General features: G+C 55.7%; 25 protein-coding genes and 1 tRNA gene. 11 read left to right on the forward strand and 15 right to left on the reverse strand.

Annotated features, from left to right (window positions below; genetic code table 11):
• Positions 1-305: 305 nt before the first annotated feature.
• Entirely contained in the window at positions 306-680 is a 375-nt protein-coding gene (locus tag NH398_RS02510) for a histone-like nucleoid-structuring protein, MvaT/MvaU family (protein WP_253016301.1), read from the forward strand.
• A gap of 82 nt (positions 681-762) precedes the next feature.
• Here NH398_RS02510 and NH398_RS02515 read toward each other — a convergent pair whose 3' ends face one another.
• On the reverse strand, positions 763-1,596 hold the full coding sequence (locus NH398_RS02515) for a helix-turn-helix transcriptional regulator (RefSeq protein WP_159342272.1): 834 nt from the start codon (positions 1,594-1,596) through the stop codon (positions 763-765).
• A gap of 357 nt (positions 1,597-1,953) precedes the next feature.
• Between NH398_RS02515 and NH398_RS02520 the strand changes: the two genes are divergently transcribed.
• Entirely contained in the window at positions 1,954-2,316 is a 363-nt protein-coding gene (locus NH398_RS02520; protein ID WP_253016303.1) for a hypothetical protein, read from the forward strand.
• Here the strand turns inward: NH398_RS02520 and NH398_RS02525 are convergent.
• Genes NH398_RS02525 through pilB form a run of 6 tightly spaced genes read right to left on the reverse strand, consistent with a single transcriptional unit; the run spans position 2,293 to position 7,926 of the window.
• Positions 2,293-3,162: a DNA replication terminus site-binding protein gene (locus tag NH398_RS02525; protein WP_253016305.1), complete on the reverse strand. Its 870-nt coding sequence runs from the start codon at positions 3,160-3,162 to the stop codon at positions 2,293-2,295. The two genes, NH398_RS02520 and NH398_RS02525, sit on opposite strands and share 24 nt — an antisense overlap.
• 15 nt (positions 3,163-3,177) lie before the next feature.
• Positions 3,178-3,411: a DNA gyrase inhibitor YacG gene (gene yacG, locus NH398_RS02530; protein ID WP_159342269.1), complete on the reverse strand. Its 234-nt coding sequence runs from the start codon at positions 3,409-3,411 to the stop codon at positions 3,178-3,180.
• A 14-nt stretch (positions 3,412-3,425) separates the two neighbouring features.
• Positions 3,426-4,022, reverse strand: a complete 597-nt coding sequence (gene coaE / locus NH398_RS02535) for a dephospho-CoA kinase (protein ID WP_253016307.1) — start codon at positions 4,020-4,022, stop codon at positions 3,426-3,428.
• Between the two features lie 33 nt (positions 4,023-4,055).
• Positions 4,056-4,901 carry an A24 family peptidase gene (locus NH398_RS02540; protein WP_159342267.1) on the reverse strand — a complete coding sequence of 282 codons (846 nt, stop codon included), beginning with the start codon at positions 4,899-4,901 and terminating at the stop codon, positions 4,056-4,058.
• Positions 4,902-4,930: 29 nt separating this feature from the next.
• Complete coding sequence (locus NH398_RS02545; RefSeq protein ID WP_253016309.1) at positions 4,931-6,160, reverse strand: type II secretion system F family protein; 1,230 nt, start codon at positions 6,158-6,160, stop codon at positions 4,931-4,933.
• A gap of 8 nt (positions 6,161-6,168) precedes the next feature.
• Complete coding sequence (pilB, locus tag NH398_RS02550; RefSeq protein ID WP_253016310.1) at positions 6,169-7,926, reverse strand: type IV-A pilus assembly ATPase PilB; 1,758 nt, start codon at positions 7,924-7,926, stop codon at positions 6,169-6,171.
• A 232-nt stretch (positions 7,927-8,158) separates the two neighbouring features.
• Between pilB and NH398_RS16705 the strand changes: the two genes are divergently transcribed.
• The 4 genes from NH398_RS16705 (at position 8,159) to NH398_RS02570 (ending at position 10,278) form a co-directional block, all read left to right on the forward strand.
• Positions 8,159-8,560 (forward strand): prepilin-type N-terminal cleavage/methylation domain-containing protein, encoded by a 402-nt coding sequence (locus tag NH398_RS16705; protein ID WP_290441367.1) that lies wholly within the window; start codon positions 8,159-8,161, stop codon positions 8,558-8,560.
• A gap of 196 nt (positions 8,561-8,756) precedes the next feature.
• The gene (locus NH398_RS02560) at positions 8,757-9,209 is read left to right on the forward strand and encodes an anti-virulence regulator CigR family protein (RefSeq protein ID WP_253016311.1); all 453 of its coding nucleotides are present in this window, start codon (positions 8,757-8,759) and stop codon (positions 9,207-9,209) included.
• A gap of 65 nt (positions 9,210-9,274) precedes the next feature.
• Complete coding sequence (locus NH398_RS02565; protein ID WP_253016312.1) at positions 9,275-10,087, forward strand: inositol monophosphatase family protein; 813 nt, start codon at positions 9,275-9,277, stop codon at positions 10,085-10,087.
• A gap of 114 nt (positions 10,088-10,201) precedes the next feature.
• A tRNA-Pro gene (locus tag NH398_RS02570) sits at positions 10,202-10,278 on the forward strand.
• Positions 10,279-10,646: 368 nt separating this feature from the next.
• Here the strand turns inward: NH398_RS02570 and NH398_RS02575 are convergent.
• The 3 genes from NH398_RS02575 to ppnN all read right to left on the reverse strand — a co-directional run bounded on the left by NH398_RS02575 (position 10,647) and on the right by ppnN (position 13,126).
• Positions 10,647-10,847: a hypothetical protein gene (locus tag NH398_RS02575; protein ID WP_159342261.1), complete on the reverse strand. Its 201-nt coding sequence runs from the start codon at positions 10,845-10,847 to the stop codon at positions 10,647-10,649.
• Positions 10,848-10,966: 119 nt separating this feature from the next.
• Positions 10,967-11,695 carry a sulfite exporter TauE/SafE family protein gene (locus tag NH398_RS02580; RefSeq protein WP_253016313.1) on the reverse strand — a complete coding sequence of 243 codons (729 nt, stop codon included), beginning with the start codon at positions 11,693-11,695 and terminating at the stop codon, positions 10,967-10,969.
• Positions 11,696-11,743: 48 nt separating this feature from the next.
• Entirely contained in the window at positions 11,744-13,126 is a 1,383-nt protein-coding gene (ppnN, locus tag NH398_RS02585; RefSeq protein ID WP_290441368.1) for a nucleotide 5'-monophosphate nucleosidase PpnN, read from the reverse strand.
• Positions 13,127-13,339: 213 nt separating this feature from the next.
• Here ppnN and NH398_RS02590 point away from each other — a divergent pair, with 213 nt between their 5' ends.
• Complete coding sequence (locus NH398_RS02590) at positions 13,340-14,242, forward strand: LysR family transcriptional regulator (protein WP_253016314.1); 903 nt, start codon at positions 13,340-13,342, stop codon at positions 14,240-14,242.
• Positions 14,243-14,282: 40 nt separating this feature from the next.
• Here NH398_RS02590 and gcvP read toward each other — a convergent pair whose 3' ends face one another.
• Together gcvP and gcvH are read right to left on the reverse strand one after the other, a co-directional pair.
• Positions 14,283-17,177: an aminomethyl-transferring glycine dehydrogenase gene (gcvP, locus tag NH398_RS02595; protein ID WP_253016315.1), complete on the reverse strand. Its 2,895-nt coding sequence runs from the start codon at positions 17,175-17,177 to the stop codon at positions 14,283-14,285.
• A gap of 85 nt (positions 17,178-17,262) precedes the next feature.
• Entirely contained in the window at positions 17,263-17,652 is a 390-nt protein-coding gene (gene gcvH, locus NH398_RS02600; protein WP_159342256.1) for a glycine cleavage system protein GcvH, read from the reverse strand.
• A 404-nt stretch (positions 17,653-18,056) separates the two neighbouring features.
• Here gcvH and NH398_RS02605 point away from each other — a divergent pair, with 404 nt between their 5' ends.
• Entirely contained in the window at positions 18,057-19,460 is a 1,404-nt protein-coding gene (locus tag NH398_RS02605; RefSeq protein ID WP_159342254.1) for a sodium:alanine symporter family protein, read from the forward strand.
• Positions 19,461-19,550: 90 nt separating this feature from the next.
• A complete protein-coding gene (gene gcvT, locus NH398_RS02610) occupies positions 19,551-20,663 on the forward strand; it encodes a glycine cleavage system aminomethyltransferase GcvT (protein WP_253016316.1) in 1,113 nt (370 codons plus the stop codon).
• Positions 20,664-20,726: 63 nt separating this feature from the next.
• Here the strand turns inward: gcvT and NH398_RS02615 are convergent, their stop codons facing one another.
• Positions 20,727-21,749 carry an AraC family transcriptional regulator gene (locus NH398_RS02615; protein WP_253016317.1) on the reverse strand — a complete coding sequence of 341 codons (1,023 nt, stop codon included), beginning with the start codon at positions 21,747-21,749 and terminating at the stop codon, positions 20,727-20,729.
• 252 nt (positions 21,750-22,001) lie between these two features.
• Here NH398_RS02615 and NH398_RS02620 point away from each other — a divergent pair, with 252 nt between their 5' ends.
• Entirely contained in the window at positions 22,002-22,571 is a 570-nt protein-coding gene (locus NH398_RS02620; RefSeq protein WP_253016318.1) for a POTRA domain-containing protein, read from the forward strand.
• 88 nt (positions 22,572-22,659) lie between these two features.
• Here NH398_RS02620 and NH398_RS02625 read toward each other — a convergent pair whose 3' ends face one another.
• On the reverse strand, positions 22,660-23,496 hold the full coding sequence (locus NH398_RS02625) for a LysM peptidoglycan-binding domain-containing protein (RefSeq protein WP_253016557.1): 837 nt from the start codon (positions 23,494-23,496) through the stop codon (positions 22,660-22,662).
• Here NH398_RS02625 and NH398_RS16790 point away from each other — a divergent pair.
• On the forward strand, positions 23,468-23,590 hold the full coding sequence (locus tag NH398_RS16790) for a hypothetical protein (protein WP_305947541.1): 123 nt from the start codon (positions 23,468-23,470) through the stop codon (positions 23,588-23,590). The two genes, NH398_RS02625 and NH398_RS16790, sit on opposite strands and share 29 nt — an antisense overlap.
• On the opposite strand, the gene NH398_RS02630 is transcribed toward NH398_RS16790, so the two are convergent.
• Complete coding sequence (locus NH398_RS02630) at positions 23,574-24,455, reverse strand: acyltransferase (RefSeq protein ID WP_159342249.1); 882 nt, start codon at positions 24,453-24,455, stop codon at positions 23,574-23,576. The two genes, NH398_RS16790 and NH398_RS02630, sit on opposite strands and share 17 nt — an antisense overlap.
• Positions 24,456-24,469 lie beyond the last annotated feature (14 nt).

Below are 24,469 nucleotides of genomic sequence, written 5' to 3' on the forward strand. Positions count from 1 at the left end.
GTCTGACGCCTATAAAAACGCCGCCCTCTAGGGCGGCGTTTTTTTTGCAAAAATTTACATCACTTCGATTTACTTTCTTAATCTTTATTAGCAGTACTCGTGTTGTTTGAAGAGTGGCTTTAATCGTTGTGGGCTTTGGCAAGTTGGCGTTTAAAAAAATGTTTAGTAAATGGATCAAAATCAACTAGACTGTTGTCAATTAGCATAATTAAGGCAATAATGTCACCGCATCCTGAACTGATCGGTATTGAGTGGTCCAGCTGAATACCATTGCCGTTACATCTAAAGCAAAAAAGGGACTCCCTATGTCTTTGTTAAACGATTACATCCAGAAAGAACAGCAGCTTAAGCAGCTACAAGAAGAACTGCAGCGTTTAGAAGGCGATCAGCGCCTTAAAAGCGAGCTAGAGTTTAAAGCCAAACTGGAAGCGTTGATGAACGAGTTTGGTAAGCGCCCGGCAGACGTGGTCGCATTGCTTGACCCTGCTGCCGATCAGCGTGTCAGCACTAAAGCGCCTGCTGCCTCTACGCGCCGCAAGCGTCGTCTGAAGATCTACAAGAACCCGCACACTGGTGAGGTCATCGAAACCCGTGGCGGCAATCACAAAGGCCTGCGTAGCTGGAAAGACGAGCACGGCGATGACACTGTCGAGTCTTGGCTCGTGCGGATGGAAGACTAAACAAATCATTCCGGCACTTCTGCAAAGAAGTGCCGGAATTCTTTTTAAACAGCGATAGAGAAGAGTTTCCAGTCAACATTGCTCAATATTGAAGCGGGACGCGTAATTCCAAGTGATTTGGATGCCACAGTACTCGCGGAGAATCTCCACTAATCTGAAACGTGTCTTCTTGGTGAATGATGCGCAAGAGCGTGGAGGCTAGCGCATCCGCTAGCTCATCGAACTGATCGAAACGTGTCGTGGCAAAGTGTTGAGCGGGAGAGTCTACCCTGCGATAAGCCACTGGCAGTGCTAAATTCTCCGTGGTAGCCGTAGGCTCTAAGTAAAGTCCAATATCGGTTCTCAACTTGTTTTGCGGTTGAGAAGTGTCTAAAGCGGCAACGGTATTGGCTAATAAGTCAGGCAAGGCAACGGTCGGTGTGGCTCGCCCTAATTGTGCTTCAAAGCAGCTAAGATGGTTAGCATGATGTTTTTTGCTGCCCAGTCCATCAATAGCGTCAGGTGCTTCATAAATACGCATAAAAACAGCCTGTCGTGGGCGGCTCTTCTCGATGGTCGTCGTAAACTGTCTTTGAGGTGCGGCTAAATGGCGCATACCACTTAGCGCTTGGCGATAATGCCGCGGAGTTAGCTGGTAGCGCCTTTGAAAGGCTCTTGAGAAAGAAGAGTGATTGACGTACCCACAGCGTAAGGCGATATGCGCTATATTTTGTGATGTCAGTGATAAGAGAACGGCAGCACGCTCTAGGCGACGCTGCTCGCGGTAAGCGCTTGGGGATGTATGAAAGCATTGGCGAAACTGTCTGCGCACCTGCGAGGCAGAATACCCCAAGTGGTTCGCTAGGTCTTCGATACTCAATGACTGATCAAGCGTGTCCTGTAGCCAGATCTCAGCTCGCGACATTGCATTGAACATTATCTGGCCTCCTATGCGTGAGTCATACAGGTCGATATCTTGCCTGTAGAGCACCCTCCCGGTGCGTATGGTACAAGTGCTGGTAGCCCATAGCTCTGCTCACTGCCTATCAATAGGGAGTATCGTGGAGTGAGCTAACATCCTTGGCGTGTGATGGCGTAGTGTCACTGTCCATACGATAGCGGTAAACCATTGTTACCGATTCGTGTTGCCATCACGATGTTGTCTTTATGCTGCTAAGCTCAAGCAAAGGCAAGTTTGCTCTGTATGTTTACGCGTTTGTGCACAGTTTTTCGTTAAAAAGGCCTGTTTGGCAGGCGTATCGACCATTTTTTGTAAGGTGTAAATGAAACATCAATGAAATATCAAAAGGTTCAAAAACAACTGGATGAGCGTGAAAAGCTACGTAAATTTCGTGAGCTGGATGACGCCTTTGCGCAAGCATTGCGTCAGTTGGACGATCCTGAGAGTGATTTTGATATTCCCACCGGGCCGCCTGTACGCTCTTTAGCATCCTTAGAAGCTGACGACCAAGAGGCGCATGAAAAAGCACAGGAGGCACATTTTGCAGAGCGTCTGAGGGCTCTCATGAACGAATACGATCAGTCCGAGCAGGAAGTGAGGGCGCTCATTGAAACGCTGCTGGCTTACGGATTGTGGACAAAGGACCGGTTGCCGGTGGTTGCCAATGATCCGCTAACGGTAGCGATAAACGCGTAAGCTGGGCAAAAAAGCGTCACTTTCTAGCTTTTCATCCCGCCGCTTGGCGCGTGTTCGTTGTGCGGGTGGCTCCATAGGGGGCACTTTGATATGCGGCAAGCGGCCTTCATGTGCGGGTACCACCAGCGGCATGGCAATATTTAACGCGCGCCGTGTCTGGCCATCCATCAGCGGTTCCGTGAAGAATAGGTTGGCGCGCATGAGCGGTGCTTGGTTTTGTACCTGCGCCAATAGTTCGCTGCTGGGTATGCCAGCGAGTTTTCGCAGCTGTATGCGGACATGGGGAGCATCGCTATCCAGCTGTAATAACTTTTGCTCTGCCTCTTGGACGGTGATGCGTTTGATGGAGCGTCCGCTGCTGTACCACGCGAGCCGCACTCGTGCGACCGGTGCTTCGACGATAGGCAATTGACGCCAGCACTGTTTCAAATGCAGTCGCGCCATTCCCCCGGTGCGGAGCACTTTCTCGACATCAGGATGACGCTGGGGGAGGCGCTGCTTGGCGTCACTGAGTCCGCCCGGCTCGCTCTGCTTGATGCGTTGCAAAAGTGTGCTGATGGCACTTTTGGCAGCGTTGACCTCTTGAAAGGCCTCAATCAGCGGCTCGTCGGCGGCGATGACGGCAATGTAATTACGTGTTTCTCGGCCGTCTTGATGCTGCTGATGCCACATGTCTAGAAGCGCATCTCTCAGCCAAGTGGCATCGCCTGACCCTGTCAAACGCCACGTGGAGGGAGGCGCTGATTCATAGAGCGTCGCTGCACGGTGGATGGCTGCAGTCAGTTGGTCGAAGCGTTCATCCAGCTCATGCAATAACCGATAGTGGGGTCGTAAGGCGTCAGACATCAGTGAGGCATCGTCTCAAGAGAGTGGAGCATCTTTATCCGCTTGAGCTAGAAGCGTCTCGATATCGGCCTCATCCATGGCGGACTCTCCCGAGATACGGTGAGACTCTTCTGCCCAAGCGCCGAGATCCAGTAACTGGCAACGTTTGCTACAAAAGGGGCGAAAAGGGCTGCTAGGCCCCCAAGTCACCCGTGTTCCACACTGTGGGCAATCCACTTCGAGCGGGGCATCGTTGGCGGGAATCGTCATCGGTGAAAGCTCCTTCACGTTATGCTGTTACGGTACTGTTGGTCGAGTGCGGCCACTTGCCGTTGGGTATGATTTCGCCCTCGGCTATTGTCGATGACATCGTCGGCACGTGAGAGTCGCACATCGCGTGGTAACTGGGCCGCGAGGATAGCACGCACCTGCTGCTCGCTCACGTGATCACGGGTCAACGTTCGCGCGAGCTGCTCTGCCTCGGGAACGTCCACCACCAACGTACGTTTTACCAGCGCATCCTGTCCCGATTCGAAAAGCAGTGGGGAAACCAGCAGTACATAGGGTGATTGGGTGCAAAGCTGTCGCAGATGTTCGAGTAGCCGCTCGCGGATACGCGGGTGGGTAACGGACTCCAGCCAAGCACGCTGACTGGGGTCGGTAAATACAATCTCGCGCAGGGTGGCTCGGTTTAGGCTGCCGTCATTATTCAGCACCTGCATGCCAAACCGCTCAGTGATGGCATCGAGTGCTGGTTCGCCAGGGGCGACAATCTCTCTTGCCACGTCATCGGCATCCACCCAGCCGATACCCAACTCCCCAAATAGACGAGCAACGGTGGATTTTCCTGAGCCAATACCGCCGGTAACACCAATGATCATGTTAACCCTTAAATGACAGAACCGATAAATGATTCAGTATACCAGTGACAGGTAGAGTGCCATGAGGTCATCGCCCATGAGTAACCCCACCCAGCCTGATAATGCCAAAAAGGGGCCAAACGGCATGGCTTGGCCTCGCAGGCGAGGTTGTGTCGCTTGTACCATCAGGCCAATGAGTGCGCCCAATCCGGCAGACACGATCAGCAGTAGCGGAAGCATGCTCCAGCCTAACCAAGCACCTAGCGCTGCCAGTAGTTTGAAATCGCCATAGCCCATGCCCTCCTTTCCCGTGACGAGCTTGAAGAGCCAGTAAAAGCCCCACAAGACGAGATACCCCGCCATGGCCCCTAACACGGCGCTAGATAGCATGACGGGCTGAAACAGAAGCTGGTAGGCCAAACCCGCCCACAGCAGCGGTAGGGTCAGTATGTCCGGTAGAAGGTATGTGCGCAGGTCGATGACGGCTAACACGAGTAGCGTCATGCAGGCGGCATATATCCACAAACTCGAAAGTTGCCAGCCATGCAGCGCCATGACGGCAATCGCCAGTACGCCCCCCATGATTTCCACCACCGGGTACTGAGGGCTGATACGAGTTTGACAATGGGCGCAGCGCCCGCGACGCTTCAACCACCCGAGGACAGGGAGGTTGTCGTGCCAGGCAATGGCGTGCTCGCAGCGAGGGCACATGGACGGTGGATAGGCAAGATTGAAGCGAGGGGTAGGCTCTGTGGGCTGCTCCAACGAAGCGAGAGCTTCGTTACGCCACTGGCGCATCAGCATGACCGGTAGCCGCGTGATCACGACATTGAGAAAGCTGCCCAAACACAGCCCCATGACCCCTGCGAAGACTGACAATAATAGTGGCGGTAAGCCCATGATACTCCTAATGGATTGAGTGGCCTGCTCTATAGCGCCGTGCCAATTTCGAAGATCGGGAGATACATCGACACTACCACGCCTCCCACCAGGGCACCGAGCACGACGATAATGATGGGCTCCATGAGTGATGTCAGCGCATCGACTTTATTGTCGACTTCCTCTTCGTAATAATCCGCCACCCGATTGAGCATGGCATCGAGGGATCCAGCCTCTTCGCCGATGCTCACCATCTGAACGGCCAGCGCAGGAAAGCGGTTCGTCATCCGCATCGCAAAATGAAGCTGCTGCCCAGTGGTGACATCCTGGCGCACTTCATTGATTGCTTTGATGTAGACGCGATTGTCGGCGGCGCCGGCAGCGGTTTCTAGGCCTTCTATCAATGGTACCCCGGAGGCAAAGGTCGTCGCGAGGGTTCGAGTGAAGCGGGACACTGCCGATTTATGCATGATGTCGCCAATTACCGGTAACCTGAGCAATAAGCCATCGAGCCGATAGGCGACCTTGGGTGAACGGCGCGCAGCCGTTTTCAGCAGCATCACACTACCGACTAAGAAGCCCAGTGCATGTAGCCAATATTGCTGGGCCATGTCAGAGAGATTGACGGTGAACTGTGTCAATGCGGGCAGCTCGGCGCCAAAGCCTTGAAACATGCTTTCGAACTCAGGTACCACTTTGATGAGCAAAAGCATGGTTACCCCCACACCAATCGCCATGACCGAGGTCGGATACCAAAGCGCTTTTTTGACGCGGTTTTTGAGTGACTCGACTTTTTCTTTGTAACTGGCAATACGTTCGAGCATTTGATCGAGCGCGCCGGCTTGTTCTCCTGCATCCACCAAGTTGACGAATAAACGATCGAACTGACGAGGATGTTTTGCCATGGCACTGGAAAGGCTATCGCCGGACGACACGTCTTCCATGATTTGCTGGGTCAGCGCGACCATGGCGGGTTTCTTCAAGCTTTCCGACACGGCTTGAAGTGCCTGCAAAATAGGGATGCCTGCACGCACCATGGTCGCCATCTGGCGTGCGAACACCATGATATCGACATTGGTCACTTTACCGCGGCCGCTGAAACTGCTGCGTTTTTGAATCTTACTGGCAACGATGCGCTGCTTCGCAAGCTGCTCGACGATATCGGCTTTGGTGCGGCCAATCAGCTCGCCTCGCATGGGGCGATCCTGAGGACCTTTGCCCGCCCATTTCCAGCGGTGCAGCGGGGCGGGCTTGGCGCGGCGAGCCTTGGCTTTGGCCATGGGCGGCGTTACTCCTTACTGATTCGGTTGACTTCTTCCAGGCTGGTGCTGCCATCCAAGACCCGGCTGAGGCAGCTTTGGTAAAGGCTAGGGTAGCCCTCGCGACGCGCTTGCTGGTCGATCTCGATGGCGTTGCCGTCGCGCATGATCAGTTGACGCATGTCATCGGTAATCGGCACTACCTCGTACACGCCTAACCGCCCTTTATACCCCTGGGTGCACTGCTTACACCCCACAGCTTTATAGATCGTCGCGTTGCGAATATCCTGCTGGTTGAAACCGGCTTTACGCAGCGCCTCAGCCGGAATGTCGGCCGGTGTTTTACACTGATTGCATAATTTGCGTGCTAATCGCTGTGCAATGATCAGGCTCACCGAACTGGCAATGTTATAAGTCGCCACCCCCATGTTCGCGAGACGGGTGAGCGTTTCTGCCGCCGAATTGGTATGGACGGTGGAGAGCACCAAGTGACCCGTTTGCGCCGCTTTGACCGCAATTTCCGCCGTCTCCAAATCACGAATTTCACCCACCATGACCACATCGGGGTCTTGGCGAAGAAACGCCCGTAACGCACTAGCAAAGTTAAGCCCAATTTTAGGCAGCACGTTGACTTGGTTGATACCCGATACCTTGATCTCGACCGGATCTTCAGCGGTGCAGATATTGCGCTGCACTTGGTTCAGGATGTTGATGCCGGTGTAAAGTGTCACCGTCTTACCGCTGCCCGTTGGCCCGGTCACCAAAATCATTCCTTGGGGTTTTTTCAACGCGTACTCGTAAGCGGCCTGCTGTTCAGGGCTAAAGCCGAGCTGATCGATTCCAAGCTGGGCGGACGTGGGGTCCAATATCCGCAGTACCACTTTCTCCCCCCATACCGTGGGGAGGGAATTGACCCGGAAATCGATGGAGCGGGTACGTGAAAGCTGCAGCTTCAGAGCGCCATCTTGTGGCAAGCGACGCTCTGAAATATCCAGACGGGACATGATCTTCAAGCGCGCTGCGATGCGGTGACGCAGCGCAAAGGGTGGCCGCGCGATTTCGACCAGCATTCCATCGATACGGAAACGTACCCGGTACTGGGTTTCATAGGGCTCGAAGTGAATGTCCGATGCGCCTCGGCTGATGGCATCGAGCAGAATCTTGTTGACGAATTTAACGACGGGAGCATCGTCACTATTCTGGGAGGCTTTGTCGAGCTCGACCTCATCTCCATCAGCGTGTTGGACGATGTTGAGCGCACTGACGGCATCGTCGATATTGTCTAGCTCATCGAGCATGCTGCGCTCGTTTTGAGCTAAGTACTGGACTAGCGTATTCCGCAACTGGTCAGCCGGTGCCAGTACACCATCGACACTAAGTCCGGTCGCGAACTGAAGTTCATCGAGCTGAGTCAGCGTGGCCGGGTAGGGCACAGCCACGGTCAAACGGTGGCCATGGCGAGCCAGGGGTAAGATATCCAGTCGCTCGAGTATTTTAACGGGATAGTCGCTGGCAGGCGGTAGGGCGCTGACGCGAATGGCCTCGAGATCCACCACCGGCAGGCCGTACTCCCACGCAGCCGCCACGGCCGCAGCATCCGCTTCGACAAGCCCGCTATCGATGACATGCTGTAGGAGAGATATCTCGAGTTCGGCCGCCGTACTCTCTGCCACAGTCGCTTGCGCATCGGTTAACAGGCCATGCTTGACCAGTCGTTTAGCAATGCCGCGTAACCCTCCGTTGAGGGCCGCATGGCTTAGCGTAGACTCCGGGGCGGTTTGGCTCATGGCGTTCTCGAAAGCTGGATAATTGTGCTGAGAGTTGTACCATATTTGCCTGATGCGAGGTACTGATACAGCGCTTCCAAAGCACCGAAATAGGCTGAAAAAACGTCTTTGAACGGTTGAGAAACCTAGTTGCCAACCCTAGGGCGGTAAGCTACTGTAAGCCGTATGTTAGGCCTTGGTTCACTTACCTTTGGTCTATATTATGACTCCTACATCGCAAGGGAACCTCGCAATGCAAACAACCCAACCCAACCAACCCCGCCGCTTCAAGCAGCAGGGCTTTACCCTGATCGAACTGCTGATCGTTGTGGCGATTATCGGTATCTTGGCGGCAGTGGGTGTGCCGCAGTATAATAATTACCTTGACCGTGCTAGTGCAAACGCTTGCCGTGGTGAGTTAAGTGCATTTCGCACTGCTTATCTAGCCGAAACGCAAGCTGGTGGCAACCCTGTTGTAAGCTTTGGCTGGAATGCTTGTGAAGTAGGAGGTGGTGGTGAAGGTGAGGCAACGCAGGCACAAGTGCAAACAGCATTTACAAGTAACACCACTTCGCAAGTTGTTGGCACTGGTCGGGCTAACGTAACTGTAACAATCCAAGAGGATGGTTCATTAACTGCAAGTACTGATTCATAAAATAATTTTTATTTATGATAGGCCACCTACTAAGGTGGCCTCTATTTACCCTGTATTTCATTACGCCTTGACGAACTGTTTTTCGCATTATTACCTATTGCCAACATTTCTAAACTCCTTTCTTCCACACTCCCTGCGTATTTGCCGTTTACACTCAAAGCTCCTAGCTAGACTGAATGCCCCAACGGAGCTCGCTATGAAACCCATCACCCTCGGCGTTGTAGTCGCTGCGCTACTTTGGCAAACATCGGCAATAGCTCAGCCTGCCCATGCACCTGCCCACGGTGCTCGAAATAACCACCAGGACTACTCACAGCAGGAGCGCCAGCCTCGCCATGAAGAGTCGCGTCGTCATCATCAGCGTGATTATCGCTCGGTAGATCTGCCGCGTATTAACGAGCGCGACCTACTCAATTTACTGCGCCAGTACGATGCCCCTCGCGCCGAGCCATTGCCGCCGGGTATTCAGCGCCAATTAGAGCGCGGTAAACCGCTGCCTCCTGGCATCGCCAAGCGCTTTGATGGCCCGATTGCTAACCAATTGCCGCGTTATCCCGGTTACGAATGGGAGCGCGTGGGCGCAGACGTGGTCTTGATCGAAGCTGCGACCCGAGTGGTGGTCGATGTGCTGGTAGATGCTCTGCGCTAGCGCCTTATTAGGGCAGCGTTTATGCTGGGTGAACGATGACGTTAACTCAACAAAGCGGAGCACCTATGGCGAATGTCACTCTGGAAGAGCGCTTGGCGATAGCCACCTCCATCGCGGAAGAAGCGGGGCAGATGATTCGTGATGCCCGCGAACAGCAAACGTTCAGCCAGCGTTTAAAAGCGGGCATTGAACTCGTGACCGATGTGGATGTTGCCGTTGATAAGCTGATTAGCCAGCGCTTGGAAGAGCACTTCCCCGGTGAGGCGCGTTTAAGCGAAGAGCTAAGCCCAGAAGAAGCGCTACATAACCCCGCCGAGCAGCTATGGGTGGTGGATCCCATCGATGGCACGGTAAATTTTGCCCAAGGACTTCGCCACGTTGCCGTATCGATTGGTTGGATCGAGCAGGGAATCGGTAAGGTAGGGGTAGTGCATGCGCCGTTTCTGAGCGAAACGTTCAGTGCCGCCCAGGGGCTCGGTGCCTTTTGCAATCAACAGCCTATCTCGCCGAGCCATGCAGCGTCTCTCGACAGTACGCTGGTGGGTACTGGCTTCCCTTACGATAAAACCGCCCGTAAAGCGCTGTTACCCCGTTTGGAGGCAGCATTAACCCACTGCCAGGACGTGCGCCGCAATGGCTCAGCAGCCCTGGACATTTGCGATGTCGCCTGTGGGCGACTCGATGCGTACTATGAAACTGTCTCGCCCTGGGATTTCGTTGCTGGATGGGTCATCGCACGGGAGGCGGGCGCGCGCGTGGGGCATTTGGTGGCCGTGCCGGAAAATGTCCCGGCGGACCTTTTCCCCGAACAGCTACTGATCACCACGCCTAACGTGTACGAGGCGATGGCCACGCTGTTGAAACAGGCGGATCGTTAACGGTTTCCAGCGGGTATCAGCAAGCATTTGAAAAGAAAGCGCAAAAAGGGCTTTTCATTTGGCTAATAAAGCGCTAGTATACGCACCGTCTTGAGGCAAATGCCAAGAAGGCATCGGAGTGTGGCGCAGCTTGGTAGCGCGTTGCAATGGGGTTGCAAAGGTCGCAGGTTCGAATCCTGTCACTCCGACCAATACTGAAAAGCCGCTTCGTTCATCGAAGCGGCTTTTTTGTGTCGTGTCACGGATAAAAACTGGCCTTTCTCAAGGCCAGACTTATATTAGTTACCGGCGGTGGTCGCGGGAAGAATGGGGGTGTCGTGAGGCATTGCGGCTTGAAGACGGCGACGACGCACCCGAAGGGCGCTTTTGTTGTCCGCGTAAGTCGTTCCAGGCAGCTTTGGCCTTTTGACGATTAGCTGGCTTGCGAAGCCAGTTGAAGAGGGCCATCACTATCCATTTTCTCATATGAACCTCCTAGTTCCATTGCGCCGAATGTGTATTTTTGACTGACCCGCTTGCTTGATGTTCCTTCATCAGCCAAGCGTAACCGCATGCGATGTTACCCTTGCGCTTTATGATCGGCGAGCGCTGCTGCAACGGCTTCTTCCCACTGTCCGGCAGTGATGCCCCAGTGCTCCATTTCCGCTTGATCTGGCGCGCCTTCTGCCGCGCTGTTGAGTTCCTCGGGAGAGTAGCGCTCGAAACAGTGCTTGGCGAAAGCTTTGGTTTTGCCATCTTGCAGTTGGTCGATCATTTCCATGTCGTGCTCCTTTCCTTGTCAATACGTGATACGCATCGTCTGCACGCCAATGTCTGCGGCGCGATGTGTCGGTTCAGTGTAGCGGTTAATGAGCCATCGTGCAGAGGCCCGGTCGTTGATCATGCCAGCCATGCGTCGACGATGATTTTCACGGCAATGCTGGCTAACAAGCACATGATCATATTGTCGAACCAGCGGTGCGGCAGGCGCTGTCCTAAGCGAGCGCCTAAAGGCATACCGACAAGAATCACCAGTAGCGCCCCCAAGCTGTAGACGAAGCGCTCAGCTGTGAGGATGCCTGCGCTGAGAAGAGCGGGAATTTGTACCAGCGTTATCGCGACGAAAAACACCGAAATGGAGCCGATGAAGACGCGGCGCTCCAGCTGCATGGCGTTCAAGAACGTGACCGATGCCGGGGCCGACATGCCAGCAGCGCCTTGTAAAACACCGGCTAACACCCCGACGGGTAGGACGATGCGCTCGGCCATGGATAAAGGCAATACGGTCACTCGTCGCGAGAGCTTGACGGCTAGGTACAGCACAATGGCGCCTGCGACCCCCAGCGACAGGTACTCCGGAGCCAGGACGACAAGGCCCCACGTGCCCAAAACGATGCCAGCGCCACCGGCCATGGCAAATGCCATCAAGAAACGCCAAGGCAACAGATGGGTGCGGTATTGCCATACCTGAAGGGCATTGCTGAACAGATTAGGGGCGACCAAGACTGCAATGGCCAGTTTGACGTCGTAAAGCATGGTCAACACTGGCACGACCACCACCGGCACGCCGGAACCAATCGCGCCTTTGATGATGCCCGCAATGACAAGCGTAAGCAGTGCAATGATCACGGCATGGACTCTCAGGCAGGCACCGAAGTGCCTGCCAGGTGGTTAAGGCTATTTCAGAACGTAGCAGGGCGTATAGGGCTCGCCATCCAGCTTCATGCGGCCTTGGGCAACAAACGAACTCAGCAGAGCATCCAGCCGCTGCATGAGCTCCGGCTCGGCAGTGAGCTCGAAGGGGCCATGCGCTTCGATGGCGCGGATGCCGGGTTCCTTGACGTTACCCGCCACGATGCCCGAGAAGGCGCGGCGCAAATTGGCCGCTAGTTCATGCGTGGGTTGCTGACGGTGCAGCGCTAGACCGCGCATTGCTTCGTGGGTAGGCTCGAAGGGGGCCTGAAATTCGCGGGCAATGGTCAAGCGCCAGTTGTAGTAAAAGGCATCCTGATGCTGGCGGCGGAAGTCGGCGATTTGGTCGATACCGTCGCGCATTTTGCGGGCCACGGCCACTGGGTCGCCGGTAATGATGGTGTAGTAGCGGCGAATCTCTTCGCCCAGGGTGTACACCAGAAATTCATCGATTTTCTGGAAGTAGGCGGATGCGCTCGCTGGACCGGTGAAGATGAGAGGGAAGGGAATCTCTCGGTTGCTGGGGTGCAACAGAATACCTAGTAGGTAGAGGATCTCTTCGGCGGTACCCACGCCGCCAGGGAAGACGATGATGCCGTGGCCCAGGCGGACGAACGCTTCCAGACGCTTCTCGATATCCGGCATGACTACGAGTTCGTTGACGATAGGGTTGGGCGCTTCGGCGGCGATGATGCCAGGCTCTGAAATACCCAAGTAGCGGCCATCTTTGCGCCGCTGTTTGGCATGCGCCACGTTGGCGCCCTTCATGGGTCCTTTCATGGCTCCAGGGCCGCAGCCAGTGCAAATGTCCAGATCGCGCAAGCCCAGGTGGTAACCCACATCCTTGGTATATTCGTACTCTTCACGGGAAATGGAGTGACCGCCCCAGCACACCACGAGACTTGGGTCGCGGCCCGGTTTGAGGGTGCCTGCCTTGCGTAAAATGTGAAACACCGCGTTGGTCGTGCCTTCGCCCGTAGTCAGGTCGAAACGGTTGTGGTGTTGAATCTCGTTATAGACATACACGATATCGCGAATGATCGACGAGAGATGTTCACGAATGCCGCGAATCATGCGTCCGTCTACGAAGGCCTCTGCGGGCGCATTGGTGAGTTTCAGCCGAATGCCGCGATCTTGTTGCAGTACCTCGATGTCAAAATCTTTGTAGGCTTCCAGGATGGCCAAGCTGTCATCGGTAGGGCTGCCGCAATTGAGGACGGCAAGCGCGCATCGGCGCAATAAATCGTGCAAACCACTTTTGGACGTGCTCTTGAGCCGGTTGACCTCATGCTGTGAAAGAACTTCGAGGCTGCCTTCAGGAGAAATAATGCTGGAAATCGTGGCACGAGGCGCTGGGGTCTGCGTCATTAGTCTGGCTATCCCTAAGAGTGTTCGTAACGAAACTGCATACTAGCACGCTGCTGGGTGCGGTTCAGCAATGGGGCTAAGCGACCGTCTTGGTAGCGTTTGTGCTACTCTAGGGCCCTGCAAGTGCGCACGGTAGGCGGGTCGGGATGGTGACGTTAGCGACCCATATCAGCGTCTTACGATGATGGATAATGAGGATGTTGCTCAAACCCTATGTTTAATGCCCAATATTTTCGGACGTTTATAACGTTAGTGGAAACCGGCAGTTTCACACGAACGGCGCGTCGTCTAGAGATGACGCAGCCTGGGGTTAGCCAGCATATTCGTAAGTTGGAAAGCTATCTTGGCAAAACGCTGTTAGAGCGCCGTGGCAGAAGTTTTACGCTAACCGAATCTGGGCGCCGTGCTTACGATTACGCGTTGAAGCTATTCGCCGAACATGAGCAGTTTCGCCATGGCTTAGATGACGATTCCCTGGACAGCGGCGAGTGCCGAATCGCCTCTCCCGGTAGCGTCGGGCTGATGTTCTACCCCTACATTTTGGGGCAGCAGCAAATGCACCCTAATCTCACGGTCAACTATAGCTTTGCGTTCAACCATGAGATCGTCAACGACCTGCTTGAAGGCCGCTACGATATCGGTATCGTGACCGAGCAGGTCAACCACCCGGAACTCACCTGTACGGTGTGGCATAAAGAGCCACTCTGCTTGGTCGTGCCTGCCGATTTTGCAGGCAGCACGCTGTCGGAGCTGATGGGCATTGGCTTCATCAATTACTACGATGGCATCAATCACGCCAATGCGCTGTTGCGAGCCAACTATCCCGATGAGTTTCGCTCCATGACGCACTTTCGCCACCAGGGGTTCACCAACGAAGTCAGCATGGTGTTGGATGCCGTGGCGAGGGGGCTGGGCTTTACGGTGGTCTCGCGCTTAGTGCTCGAAACGTCACCCTGGCAGCGGCAGGTAAAGGCGTTGGCGCTTCCGCAAGCGATCAACGAAGTGCTCTATCTTCTTCGCCGCCAAGACTCCGTCTTGCCCAAGCGCTATGAGAAGCTGCTCAACGGTTTTCATGATCAGCGCTTGCAAGAAAAAACGCCCCTGGTCCCCGAATGAGAGAGACCAGAGGCGTTATTTACAGCGCTAACGTCATCGATTAATGGCGATACTCATCGATACTGGGGCAGGAGCAGATCAACTGGCGATCACCAAAAACGTTATCGACCCGGTTGACCGAAGGCCAGTATTTAGAGGCCATCACCGCCTCAGTGGGGAAAGCGCCTAGCTGACGATCATAAGGACGCTCCCAGGCGCTATCCATCAGATCGGCTTGGGTGTGGGGCGCATTGACCAGCGGGTTATTATTCAGCGGCCATTCACCGCTCTCTACCCGCGCAATCTCTTCCCGAATGGCAATCATGGCATCGCAGAAACGATCGATTTCGTAGAGCGATTCAGACTCCGTCGGCTCGATCATCAGCGTACCCGGCACCGGGAACGACATGGTCGGCGCGTGGAAGGCGTAATCCATCAAGCGTTTAGCGATATCCTCTTCGCTGATGCCAGATGCGCTCTTTAGCGGGCGGATATCGATGATGCACTCATGGGCAACCGTACCGTTCTGACCGCGATAGAGAATCGGATAGGACGCTTCTAAACGCTTAGCAATATAGTTGGCGTTCAGAATGGCCAGCTCGGTGGCTTCGCGCAGGCCACGGGCTCCCATCATTTTGATGTACGCCCACGAGATCGGCAGGATGGAGGCGCTGCCAAAGGCTGCTGCCGACACGGCACCGCTCTCCGGGTTGACGCCGTTGATGGGGGTCACCACATGATTGGAAACGAACGGCGCCAAGTGGGCCTTTACGCCGATCGGGCCCATGCCGGGGCCGCCGCCGCCGTGGGGAATGCAGAACGTTTTATGCAGGTTTAGGTGAGACACGTCGCCGCCGAAGTCGCCAGGGCGAGTGAGGCCGACTTGAGCATTCATGTTCGCGCCATCGACGTACACTTGACCACCGTGTTGGTGAACCACTTCACACACTTTCCGAACGTGCGACTCGAATACGCCATGGGTCGACGGGTAGGTAATCATTACCGCTGACAGCCGCTCGCTGTGCTGCTCGGCTTTGCGGGTCAAGTCGTCCAAGTCGATGTTACCGTTCGCGTCACACTCGACGACGACCACGTCCATGCTCAGCATGGCGGCGGAGGCTGGGTTCGTGCCGTGAGCGGAGCTAGGAATCAAGCACACGTCGCGATGAGCTTCACCTTGTGCAGCCTGATAGCGGCGAATCGCCAGCAGACCCGCGTATTCCCCTTGGGCACCCGAGTTGGGCTGCATAGAGATATGGTCATAACCGGTCACTTCGACCAGGAAAGCTGCCAGCTCATCAATCATCTGATGGTAGCCCGCTACTTGGTCGCGAGGCGCAAACGGGTGCAGGTTGGCAAACGCAGGCCAGGAGACAGGAATCATCTCGCTAGTCGCGTTGAGCTTCATGGTGCACGAACCCAGCGGGATCATGGCATGGGCCAGCGACAGATCTTTGTTTTCCAGGCGCTTCAAGTAGCGCAGCATCTCCGTTTCACTGCGGTAGCGCTTGAACGTGGGATGAGTGAGGAAGTCACTGTTCCGCTGGTAAGCCGCTGGAATGCCGCTTAGTCGGCCGGCAATGACCTGCTCGTCCAGCACGGCCACTGCCAAGCCATGCTCATCGCCCAGCAGCACATCGAATAGCGCGGCGACATCGTGGGCAGTGGTCGTTTCATCCAGGCTAATACCCACATCACCATTGGCGAAGTAGTGCAGGTTGATGTCGTGGGTCATGGCGCGGCCATGAATTTTGCCGGCGTCTACCTGGGTGAGGCGTAGCGTATCGAACCAAGTCTCGTTGGCGAGTTGAACGCCGGCCTGCTGCAGGCCGGTAGCCAGCACGGTGGTCAGGCGGTGAACGCGACCCGCGATCTTGCGTAGCCCTTCAGCGCCATGATACGTGGCGTAGAAGCCGGCGATATTGGCCAGCAGCGCTTGCGCGGTACAAATGTTCGAGGTCGCTTTCTCACGGCGAATGTGCTGCTCGCGGGTCTGCATAGCCATGCGCAGTGCCGTTTTGCCTCGGCTGTCTTTGGAGACGCCGATGATTCGCCCGGGAATCGACCGCTTGAGTTTGTCGGAGGTGGCAAAGAAAGCGGCATGGGGCCCACCAAAGCCCATGGGCACGCCAAAACGCTGGGAGTTACCTACGACGATATCGGCTCCCATCGCGCCAGGCTCTTTCAGCAATACCAGGCTGAGCAGATCGGTCGCTACACACGTCATGATGCCGCGCTCTTGGGCCGCCTTGAGCATCGGCGAGAGGTCGGTAATGCGGCCGCTGGCAGACGGGTACTGCACTAAGGCACCAAACACATCGTGCTCGGCAAGACGCTCGGCGGGGCCGGTAATCAGCTCGAAACCAAAGAACTCGGCGCGGGTCTTGACGACGTCCAGCGTTTGCGGAAAAAGGTCGTCTGCTACGAAGAAAGCGTTTGACTTGCTCTTTTTATTGCCACGCTTACATAGCGCCATGGCTTCTGCGGCGGCGGTGGCTTCATCCAGCAGAGAAGCATTAGCAAGCTCCATGCCGGTCAGGTCCATGATGACCTGTTGAAAATTCAAAAGGCCTTCCAAACGACCCTGAGAGATTTCGGGTTGATAAGGTGTATAAGCGGTATACCAGCCGGGATTTTCTAGCACGTTGCGCTGAATCACCGCAGGCATATGGGTATTGTAATAACCCTGACCAATATAGCTTTTAGTGACACGATTTTGACGGGCGAGTTGGCTCAGGTACTCCAACGCTTCCGCTTCACTGCGTGGGTCGTCGAGGTCAAGTTCACGGCCAAGGCGAATGTCGCTTGGCACGGTTTGCTCAATCAGGTCTTCCATGCGCTGCATGTTGAGCGCTTTTAACATGGTGGCGACATCGTCGGGGCTAGGCCCGTTATGACGTTTGATAAAAGCATCGTGGTCGGCCAGTTCGGCCAAACGGCGTGATTCAAAAGGCATGGGGAGATTCCGGACGTGATGAAAAAACCGTGCAGAGGCGATCAAGAAGCGCCTGCCAACAGGGCAGGCGCTTCAACGACGTCGTTTAGTCGTCGGCGCTCAGCGTCGCTTGATACGCATCGGCGTCTAATAAACCTTCGAAGGCTTGGTCGTTAACGCGAACCTTCATGATCCAGCCGCCTTCATAAGGGGCTTCGTTGACCGTTTCAGGAGCGTCTTCGAGAGCTTCGTTGACTTCCACCACTTCACCGTCGACGGGGGCATAAAGGTCAGAAGCGGCTTTCACGGACTCGATGACACCGAACTCTTTACCTTTCGTCAAAGCTTGACCCACTTCGGGCAGCTCGACGAACACCACGTCCCCCAGCGCTTCTTGCGCGTGGTCGGTGATTCCAACGGTCACGGTGCCGTCTTGGTTGTCCAGCACCCACTCGTGGCTGGCGGCGTAACGAAGATTGGCAGGAAGATTGCTCATGGTGATTCCTTTTCAAGTCAGTGGACAGAACAACGGCATACTAGCGTTTGTCGTTCGCCTTGGCGACTGCGGCCCGCGCGACAGCGCGCGTGAATGCGCCTATGGTACCGTGTTTCTTATTGGAAACAAGTTTCTTCATTGTCGCCCAAAGGCGAAGAAGGGCGCTTCTTTTTCCTGGGTTTCAGGCGTCTGGTGAGTTTCATAAAGGGGAGCTTTCTCTGCCATCAAGCGACATTGGCGTGGAAGCGCTCTTATAAAATGGTGTAAAACATACCCATCATGCGTTTTTCCAGCGTGAATTAAGCGCTATGGTAGAGACGCTTGGTGATTTCATCTGCCGGTGAGTGGATGAACAACCTAACCTTCATAACAAATGCATGAATCAATTGGGTAAGGAGAGTCGCGTGGAAACATTAACCAGCCTATTAGGGGCCATTAACGGGATCGTTTGGGGCCCGTTAATGCTGATCCTGCTATTGGGGGTCGGTATTTACCTGCAAATTGGCTTGAAACTGATGCCGATCCGCAAACTCGGCATGGGTTTCAAGCTAATGTGGCAAGGCCGAGATGCCAAGCCGTCCGATAAAACCCCGGCTCAGCCAAGCGATGAGGGGGAAATCTCTCCCTTTAACGCGCTGATGACGGCGCTGTCTGCGACGATTGGTACCGGTAATATCGCCGGTGTGGCGACCGCCATCGCGCTTGGTGGTCCTGGAGCCGTGTTCTGGATGTGGATCACCGCGCTGGTGGGTATGGCGACCAAGTTCGCTGAAGCCGTGCTGGCGGTACGCTATCGGGAAACCGACAGTACCGGCTATCACGTGGGCGGGCCGATGTTCTACATCAAGAATGGCTTGGGCCGTAAGTGGCTGTGGCTAGGCGGGCTGTTCTCGTTCTTTGGCGCAGTGGCGGCCTTCGGGATTGGTAATACCGTACAGTCCAACTCCGTGGCGGACGCCATGGATGCCACCTTCGGTGTTCCGCACTGGTTGACCGGTGTCATCATCATGGTGCTCGCTGGGGCGGTAATTCTGGGCGGCATCAAACGTATTGCCAAGGTGGCTGGTAAACTAGTGCCGGTAATGGGCATCGCGTACGTCATTGCCGGCCTGCTGGTGCTGATCGTCAATGCGGGCCAAATTGGTGATGCCTTTGGACTGATCTTCTACTACGCCTTCAATCCCATGGCCGCAGCCGGTGGTTTTGCAGGTGCCGCTGTGATGGCCGCCATTCGCTTCGGTGTAGCGCGCGGTATCTTCTCCAACGAGGCCGGTCTGGGGAGTGCGCCTATTGCTCACGCAGCGGCTCAGACGAAGAATCCGGTCCGCCAGGGCTTGATTGCCATGCTGGGGACATTCATCGACACTATCATCGTCTGCACCATCACCGCGCTGGTCATTCTGACCTCGACGGTCTGGATGGAAGGTGAAGCGGGCGCTTCGCTCACTGCGCTCTCCTTTGATGCGGCACTGCCTGGTTTTGGTAATCAAATCGTGGCCATTGCGCTGGCGATCTTTGCGTTCACCACGATTCTTGGCTGGTCGTTCTACGGTGAGAAGTGTTGCCAGTTCCTGTTTGGCACTCGCTCCATCATGCTTTACCGCGTGTTGTTCGTGCTGGCCATTCCGCTAGGTGCCATTGCACAGCTGGGCTTTATCTGGCTGATGGCGGACACCTTCAATGCCATGATGGCGATTCCCAACCTCATTGCCTTGGCACTGCTGTCCCCCGTTGTCTTTAAGCTGACTCGGGATTATTTTGCAGGTAAGGACGTGCTGCCGGGCGAAGCCCTGGATCATGATAAATAAGGCCTGCTCATTAGCAGGCGATGCACGATGTATTAGAGCCGGGAAGCCTTGTCAGGCTTCCCGTTTCTCTTTCTTGATAGAGGACATGCCATGACTGATCTGAACCGAACGCCACTTCATGCGCTGCACATTCAGCTCGGTGCCAAGATGGTGCCGTTCGCTGGATACGAAATGCCGGTGCAGTATCCGTTAGGTGTGAAAAAAGAGCACGAGCACACCCGTCAACGCTGCGGACTCTTTGATGTGTCGCACATGGGGCAGATTTTGGTGTCCGGTGAGCAGGTCGCCGAAGCGCTGGAAAGCCTGATTCCCGCAGATTTGGTGGGATTGGAAAAAGGGCAGCAGCGCTATGGTCTCTTTACCAGTACTGACGGCGGTATTCTCGACGACCTGATGGCCGTCAACGCGGGGGATCACTTCTACTTGGTAGTGAACGCGGCGTGTAAAGAGCAGGATATCGCCCATTTACGCGCCAATTTGGGTAGCACCCATCAGATCGACGTACTGGACCGGGGGTTGCTGGCGCTTCAAGGACCCCAAGCGCGTGACGTGATGCAGCGCCTCTGCCCGCAAGCCTGCGAATTGACGTTCATGCAACATGGCCGTTACACGCTGGCGGGTTGTGAGGTGTGGATCAGCCGCAGTGGATACACCGGCGAAGATGGCTTCGAGGTGTCGGTCGCGGCGGAGGAGAGTCAGGCGTTAGCAGAGGCACTATTGGCTGAGCCAGAAGTGGAGGCCATTGGTTTGGGCGCTCGAGATTCACTGCGCCTGGAGGCAGGCCTATGTTTGTATGGTCACGATATGGACCCGCATACCACGCCCGTCGAAGCCAGTTTGATCTGGGCTATTGGTAAACCCCGTCGGCGAGGCGGAGAGCGGTCAGCGGGCTTCCCTGGCGCCGATGTGATTTTGCACCAAGTGGAAGCTAAAGATCACTCACGCAAGCGGGTTGGCTTGCTAGGGGAAGGGCGAGCGCCGGTACGTGAAGGGAGCTTGCTGGTCGACGAAGCTGGGACAGAGATCGGCGTGGTAACGTCCGGTGGTTTCGGGCCTAGCGTCGGCAAGCCCGTGGCCATGGGGTACGTGTCTCGGGAGTGGGAAGCTCCGGGCACGACCGTCTATGCACTGGTGCGTGGCAAGCAACTCCCCATGAGTGTCGCGCCCATCCCGTTTGTGACGCCTGGCTACTATCGAGGTTAAGTCATATTGGAAAGAAGCCCTTGCCACGCAAGGGCTTTTTTTATGTTCATACCATCACAGGTCTTACAGCTGCCGAAACCAGCCTAAATGGGCTCTCTGTATGTCGGCTTCCTCTTCGAAAGGCAGCGTCTTCGCTGACAGGCATAGTTCACGCACTTGGCGAGGGGGCAAGCCGAACGCTTGCACGAAAAGCCGACTAAAGCTCGCGGCCTCCAGGCCACACTGATCGGCGACCTGGGAGATCCGTAAATGGCGATAGCGCGGTTCCAATAGATAGCGACGTGCTCTGATGAGGCGTCGCTTGCGAATGTAGCCAGCCACCCCACCCATTGGCTCGAATAACCGATATAGAGAGGCGCGCGCCAGCCCAAAGCGTTGTGACAAGGCAAGTGGTGAGAGGGAGCGATCGTGCAGATGACGCTCGATATAGAGACACAGCCGGCCCAGTAGCGGGTGTTCCTTTTCATGCTGTGTCCCGCTGCCAAGGGTTTGGGAGAGGGCGCGTACTAAGAGATGCGTACTCTCCTCGCCGTAGAACACCACATCGTTGGCATGTAACGTGTCACTGCACGCGATGAGTTCCTTGAGATGCACGCCGAGTAATCGAGCAGCGGGCTGGCGATGATCGATGACTTGGCCGTGCAGGGCCGAAGGTTCTTCGAGCCAGGCTGCCCGGGGCAAAATCCAGGAGAGAATCGAGGCGGGCCGCTCGATGCACACAGAGCTCTCTTGCAGTAGGTCGAGTAACAGAATGTCGCCAGAGCAGGCGGTGACTTCGCCGAACGGCGTGACGCAGAGTAGCTCTCCGTTCAGCACTAGATCGACCATCAGATAGTCCATATCCCCCTGACTCAAGCTCGCTGCCTGACGAAGAATACGCTGGGGCGACAAGTGCATGACGACCCCGATCAAACCAGCAAAATGGTGCGTCGTCACGTCCCAAGCTAAGCGCGCGACCTGCTCTTTGGAGAAGCAGGTCGCGAAGTTGAGGGTGGCTTGCATGCGAAGTTGCCACTCATCCAAACAAGTCATGCCCGGCAATAATTGTTGGGAGGTGGTGCGCACGATACGTTCAGAGATGGTCACTAAGATTCCCCTATCGCTCTCAGATGGCGATGTCGTGGATTGATTATCAGCGAATCCCAGCGTTTTGTGCAAAACGTCTCAATTTGTAAGCAGTGTGTCTCAATGGTAACAAAAGCGGTTGCGAGCAGTGGAGAGATGAACCAACAATTCGCTTACGCGCTAGACACTTACCGACTATTCACCATCAGTTGCCTGCCCTAGCGTCACGTGAAGTTTCTCGTTCATCTCCACTAACGAATGGTTAACGGTCTCATGGCTCACGAAGACACTTCTTATATCGATACGGTGTTTGCTGCAGATGAACACCCAAGTCGACCTTCCCCACTATTCAGAAACGTCAGTCAGTACGGTTTGGGGTGGATGGCGGCGCTCGTGCTGAGCGGCATCGTGTATACACTTTCGGCGCAAGCGCAAAGTGCCACAGATAGCGGTGACCTGTACCGCATTGTACAGGAGGAGGTCTCGTTGACGGTTTTGTCGCTGGATGCCTCTCCTCAGGCCTTCCTTCAGGGCGGAGACCTCCAAACCGTCTTTCAGCGCATCGAAATCGAAGGAGCGAGTCTCATTTCACCCGGAGAGCTGACCCATCATCTGGCGTCTTGGTTAAACCAGCCGTTGGGGCTCGAACAGATACATGCCGCCGCTAAAACACTGGATGGGGTATATCGTAGCCGTGGCTGGCGCGCACGGACCCGTTTGGTCAAACAGGACTTGTATAGCGGCACACTACGGCTACGTATCATCGAAGGGGGCCGTGGCCGACAGCAACTGGCCGTCCTCGATAGTGACGATTCTTCGTATCCGAATACGCCCCTCAAGTAGCGAGACTTTCCCAGCGGCTCGCTTAGAAGTAGCCGCTAGGAAAGTCATAAATAGGTATCGCTGACGCGCCTGGCAGCGCAATACTGAGTTAGCGCAATACTTGGCGTGGATCGATGGGTTTGCCTCCCTGGCGCAAATCGAACAGCAGGTCATAACGCTGTGTCGCGTTACTTTGCCCCACCTCGCAGAGCTCGTCACCCGTACTCACTTGGTCGCCAACACGCACCAGAATTTGCTCGCAAAGCGCGTAGACGGTCTGCAAATTATCCGCGTGATGCACGATGACGACATCGCCCAACTGGCGCATGCTGTCTGCGAAACGCACTTCGCCTGGAGCCACGGCTTTCGCACGTGCGCCTGCCTGTGTGGCGAGTAGCATCGGTTGTAGAGTGCCTCGGCTATCAGCGCCAAAGCGACGCACGACGCGATAATCCTCTAGCGGCCAAGGCCAGCGGCGCGCAGAGGCCGGCAGACTAGCGCTGGGGGTTGGCGCAGAAGTCGACGTGGAAGCGCTCGAAGAACGAGTGTTCCGTGTAGGGCTACTAGAGCTGCTAGACGGGGGCCTAGCCGTGCTGCTGAGCGGGACGCTGATGATTTGACCCACTCGCAGCGCCGTCGGCGAGGTGCCCTGATTGGCACTTTGGATGCGCCCGGAGGTGGTGCCAAAATGGCGAGCGACGCCTGAAAAAGTGTCGCCAGGGCGAATTTGATAGCGGTAAGGGCCACCGGAGGGCGCGCGCTCTTGTTGGGTAGGAATCAGCAGACGCTGGCCCACGGCCAAACGCCGTGGGTCGACGCCAGGGTTGAAGCGCTCGAGCCTTTCGAGTGGCACGTTGGCTCGTGCCGCTAGCTGACCTAACGTATCGCCTCGCCTAACGGCGACCCAGTTGCCGCCTATGGCACTCGCCGTGCTGGCCGCGGGCACGCGTTGGCTAGACGTGGGTGTGGAGCTGGCGCAGCCAGCCAACATGCTTGCCAGTACGCACATCGTCAGCCAGTGGCTTAGTCGTGGTCGCTGAGTCGGTCTAGCAAGGTATCTTTTTCCTGCCAGAGTGAATTGATCCATGCGTGGAAGCGTTCCTTGTGCTGCGGTTCGTCATGGTAGTTAGCAGTCTGCATCCACTCAGGAATGGCGAGCTGCCGAGCTTCAAGCGTAATGGGGGCTTCTTTACCGCATAAAAAGCCCATGAAAGTGGGCGAAGGGTGGGTATAGCTGATGGTGACATCCAAAATACCATCCAATTGATCCCCCAACAGGCTCAGCACTTGGGCAATGCCACCGGCTTTAGGGCGCAGCAAGTGCTGAAAAGGGCTCTGTTGGGCTTCGCGTTTGGCAACGGTGAAGCGGGTGCCCTCAACAAAATTGAAGATCGCAATGGGCGCATGTCGCGCCTGACGACACATCCGTTCGGTGGAGGCGCGGTCGACGGTGGCGAGCTTGGGGTTTCGCGCGATCTGTTCTCGGCTAAACCGACGCATGAAAGGAAACTCGAGTGCCCAAAAGGCGAGCCCCACGATAGGAATCCAAATGAGCTGATGCTTGAGGAAGAAGCGGGGCATGGGGATCCGACGGTGCAATGCCATGAACAGAATGAAAATGTCCGTCCAGCTTCGGTGGTTGGAGATCACTAACCACCACTGCTCTGGGCTCAAGGTGTCCGGTACCTTGATCGACACGTTAGGTTTCAGCCAGCGCCGCATCCACCACAAGTTAACGCCGATCCAATTGAGCGCCACGGCGCAGAGGCCTTTCAGGAGCCACTCCTTTTGCCGCCGCCCAGGGACGATGACCTTCAGCAGCGTCAACAGAATCAGGGGAACACCCCAAAACAGCGTGTTCAACGTTAGCAGCACGATGCTAACGCCCCCTTTAATGATTGGCATACCACGATCCTCAC

It is taken from the genome of Halomonas sp. CnH100-B, from assembly GCF_024124605.1.
Lineage (GTDB): Bacteria > Pseudomonadota > Gammaproteobacteria > Pseudomonadales > Halomonadaceae > Vreelandella.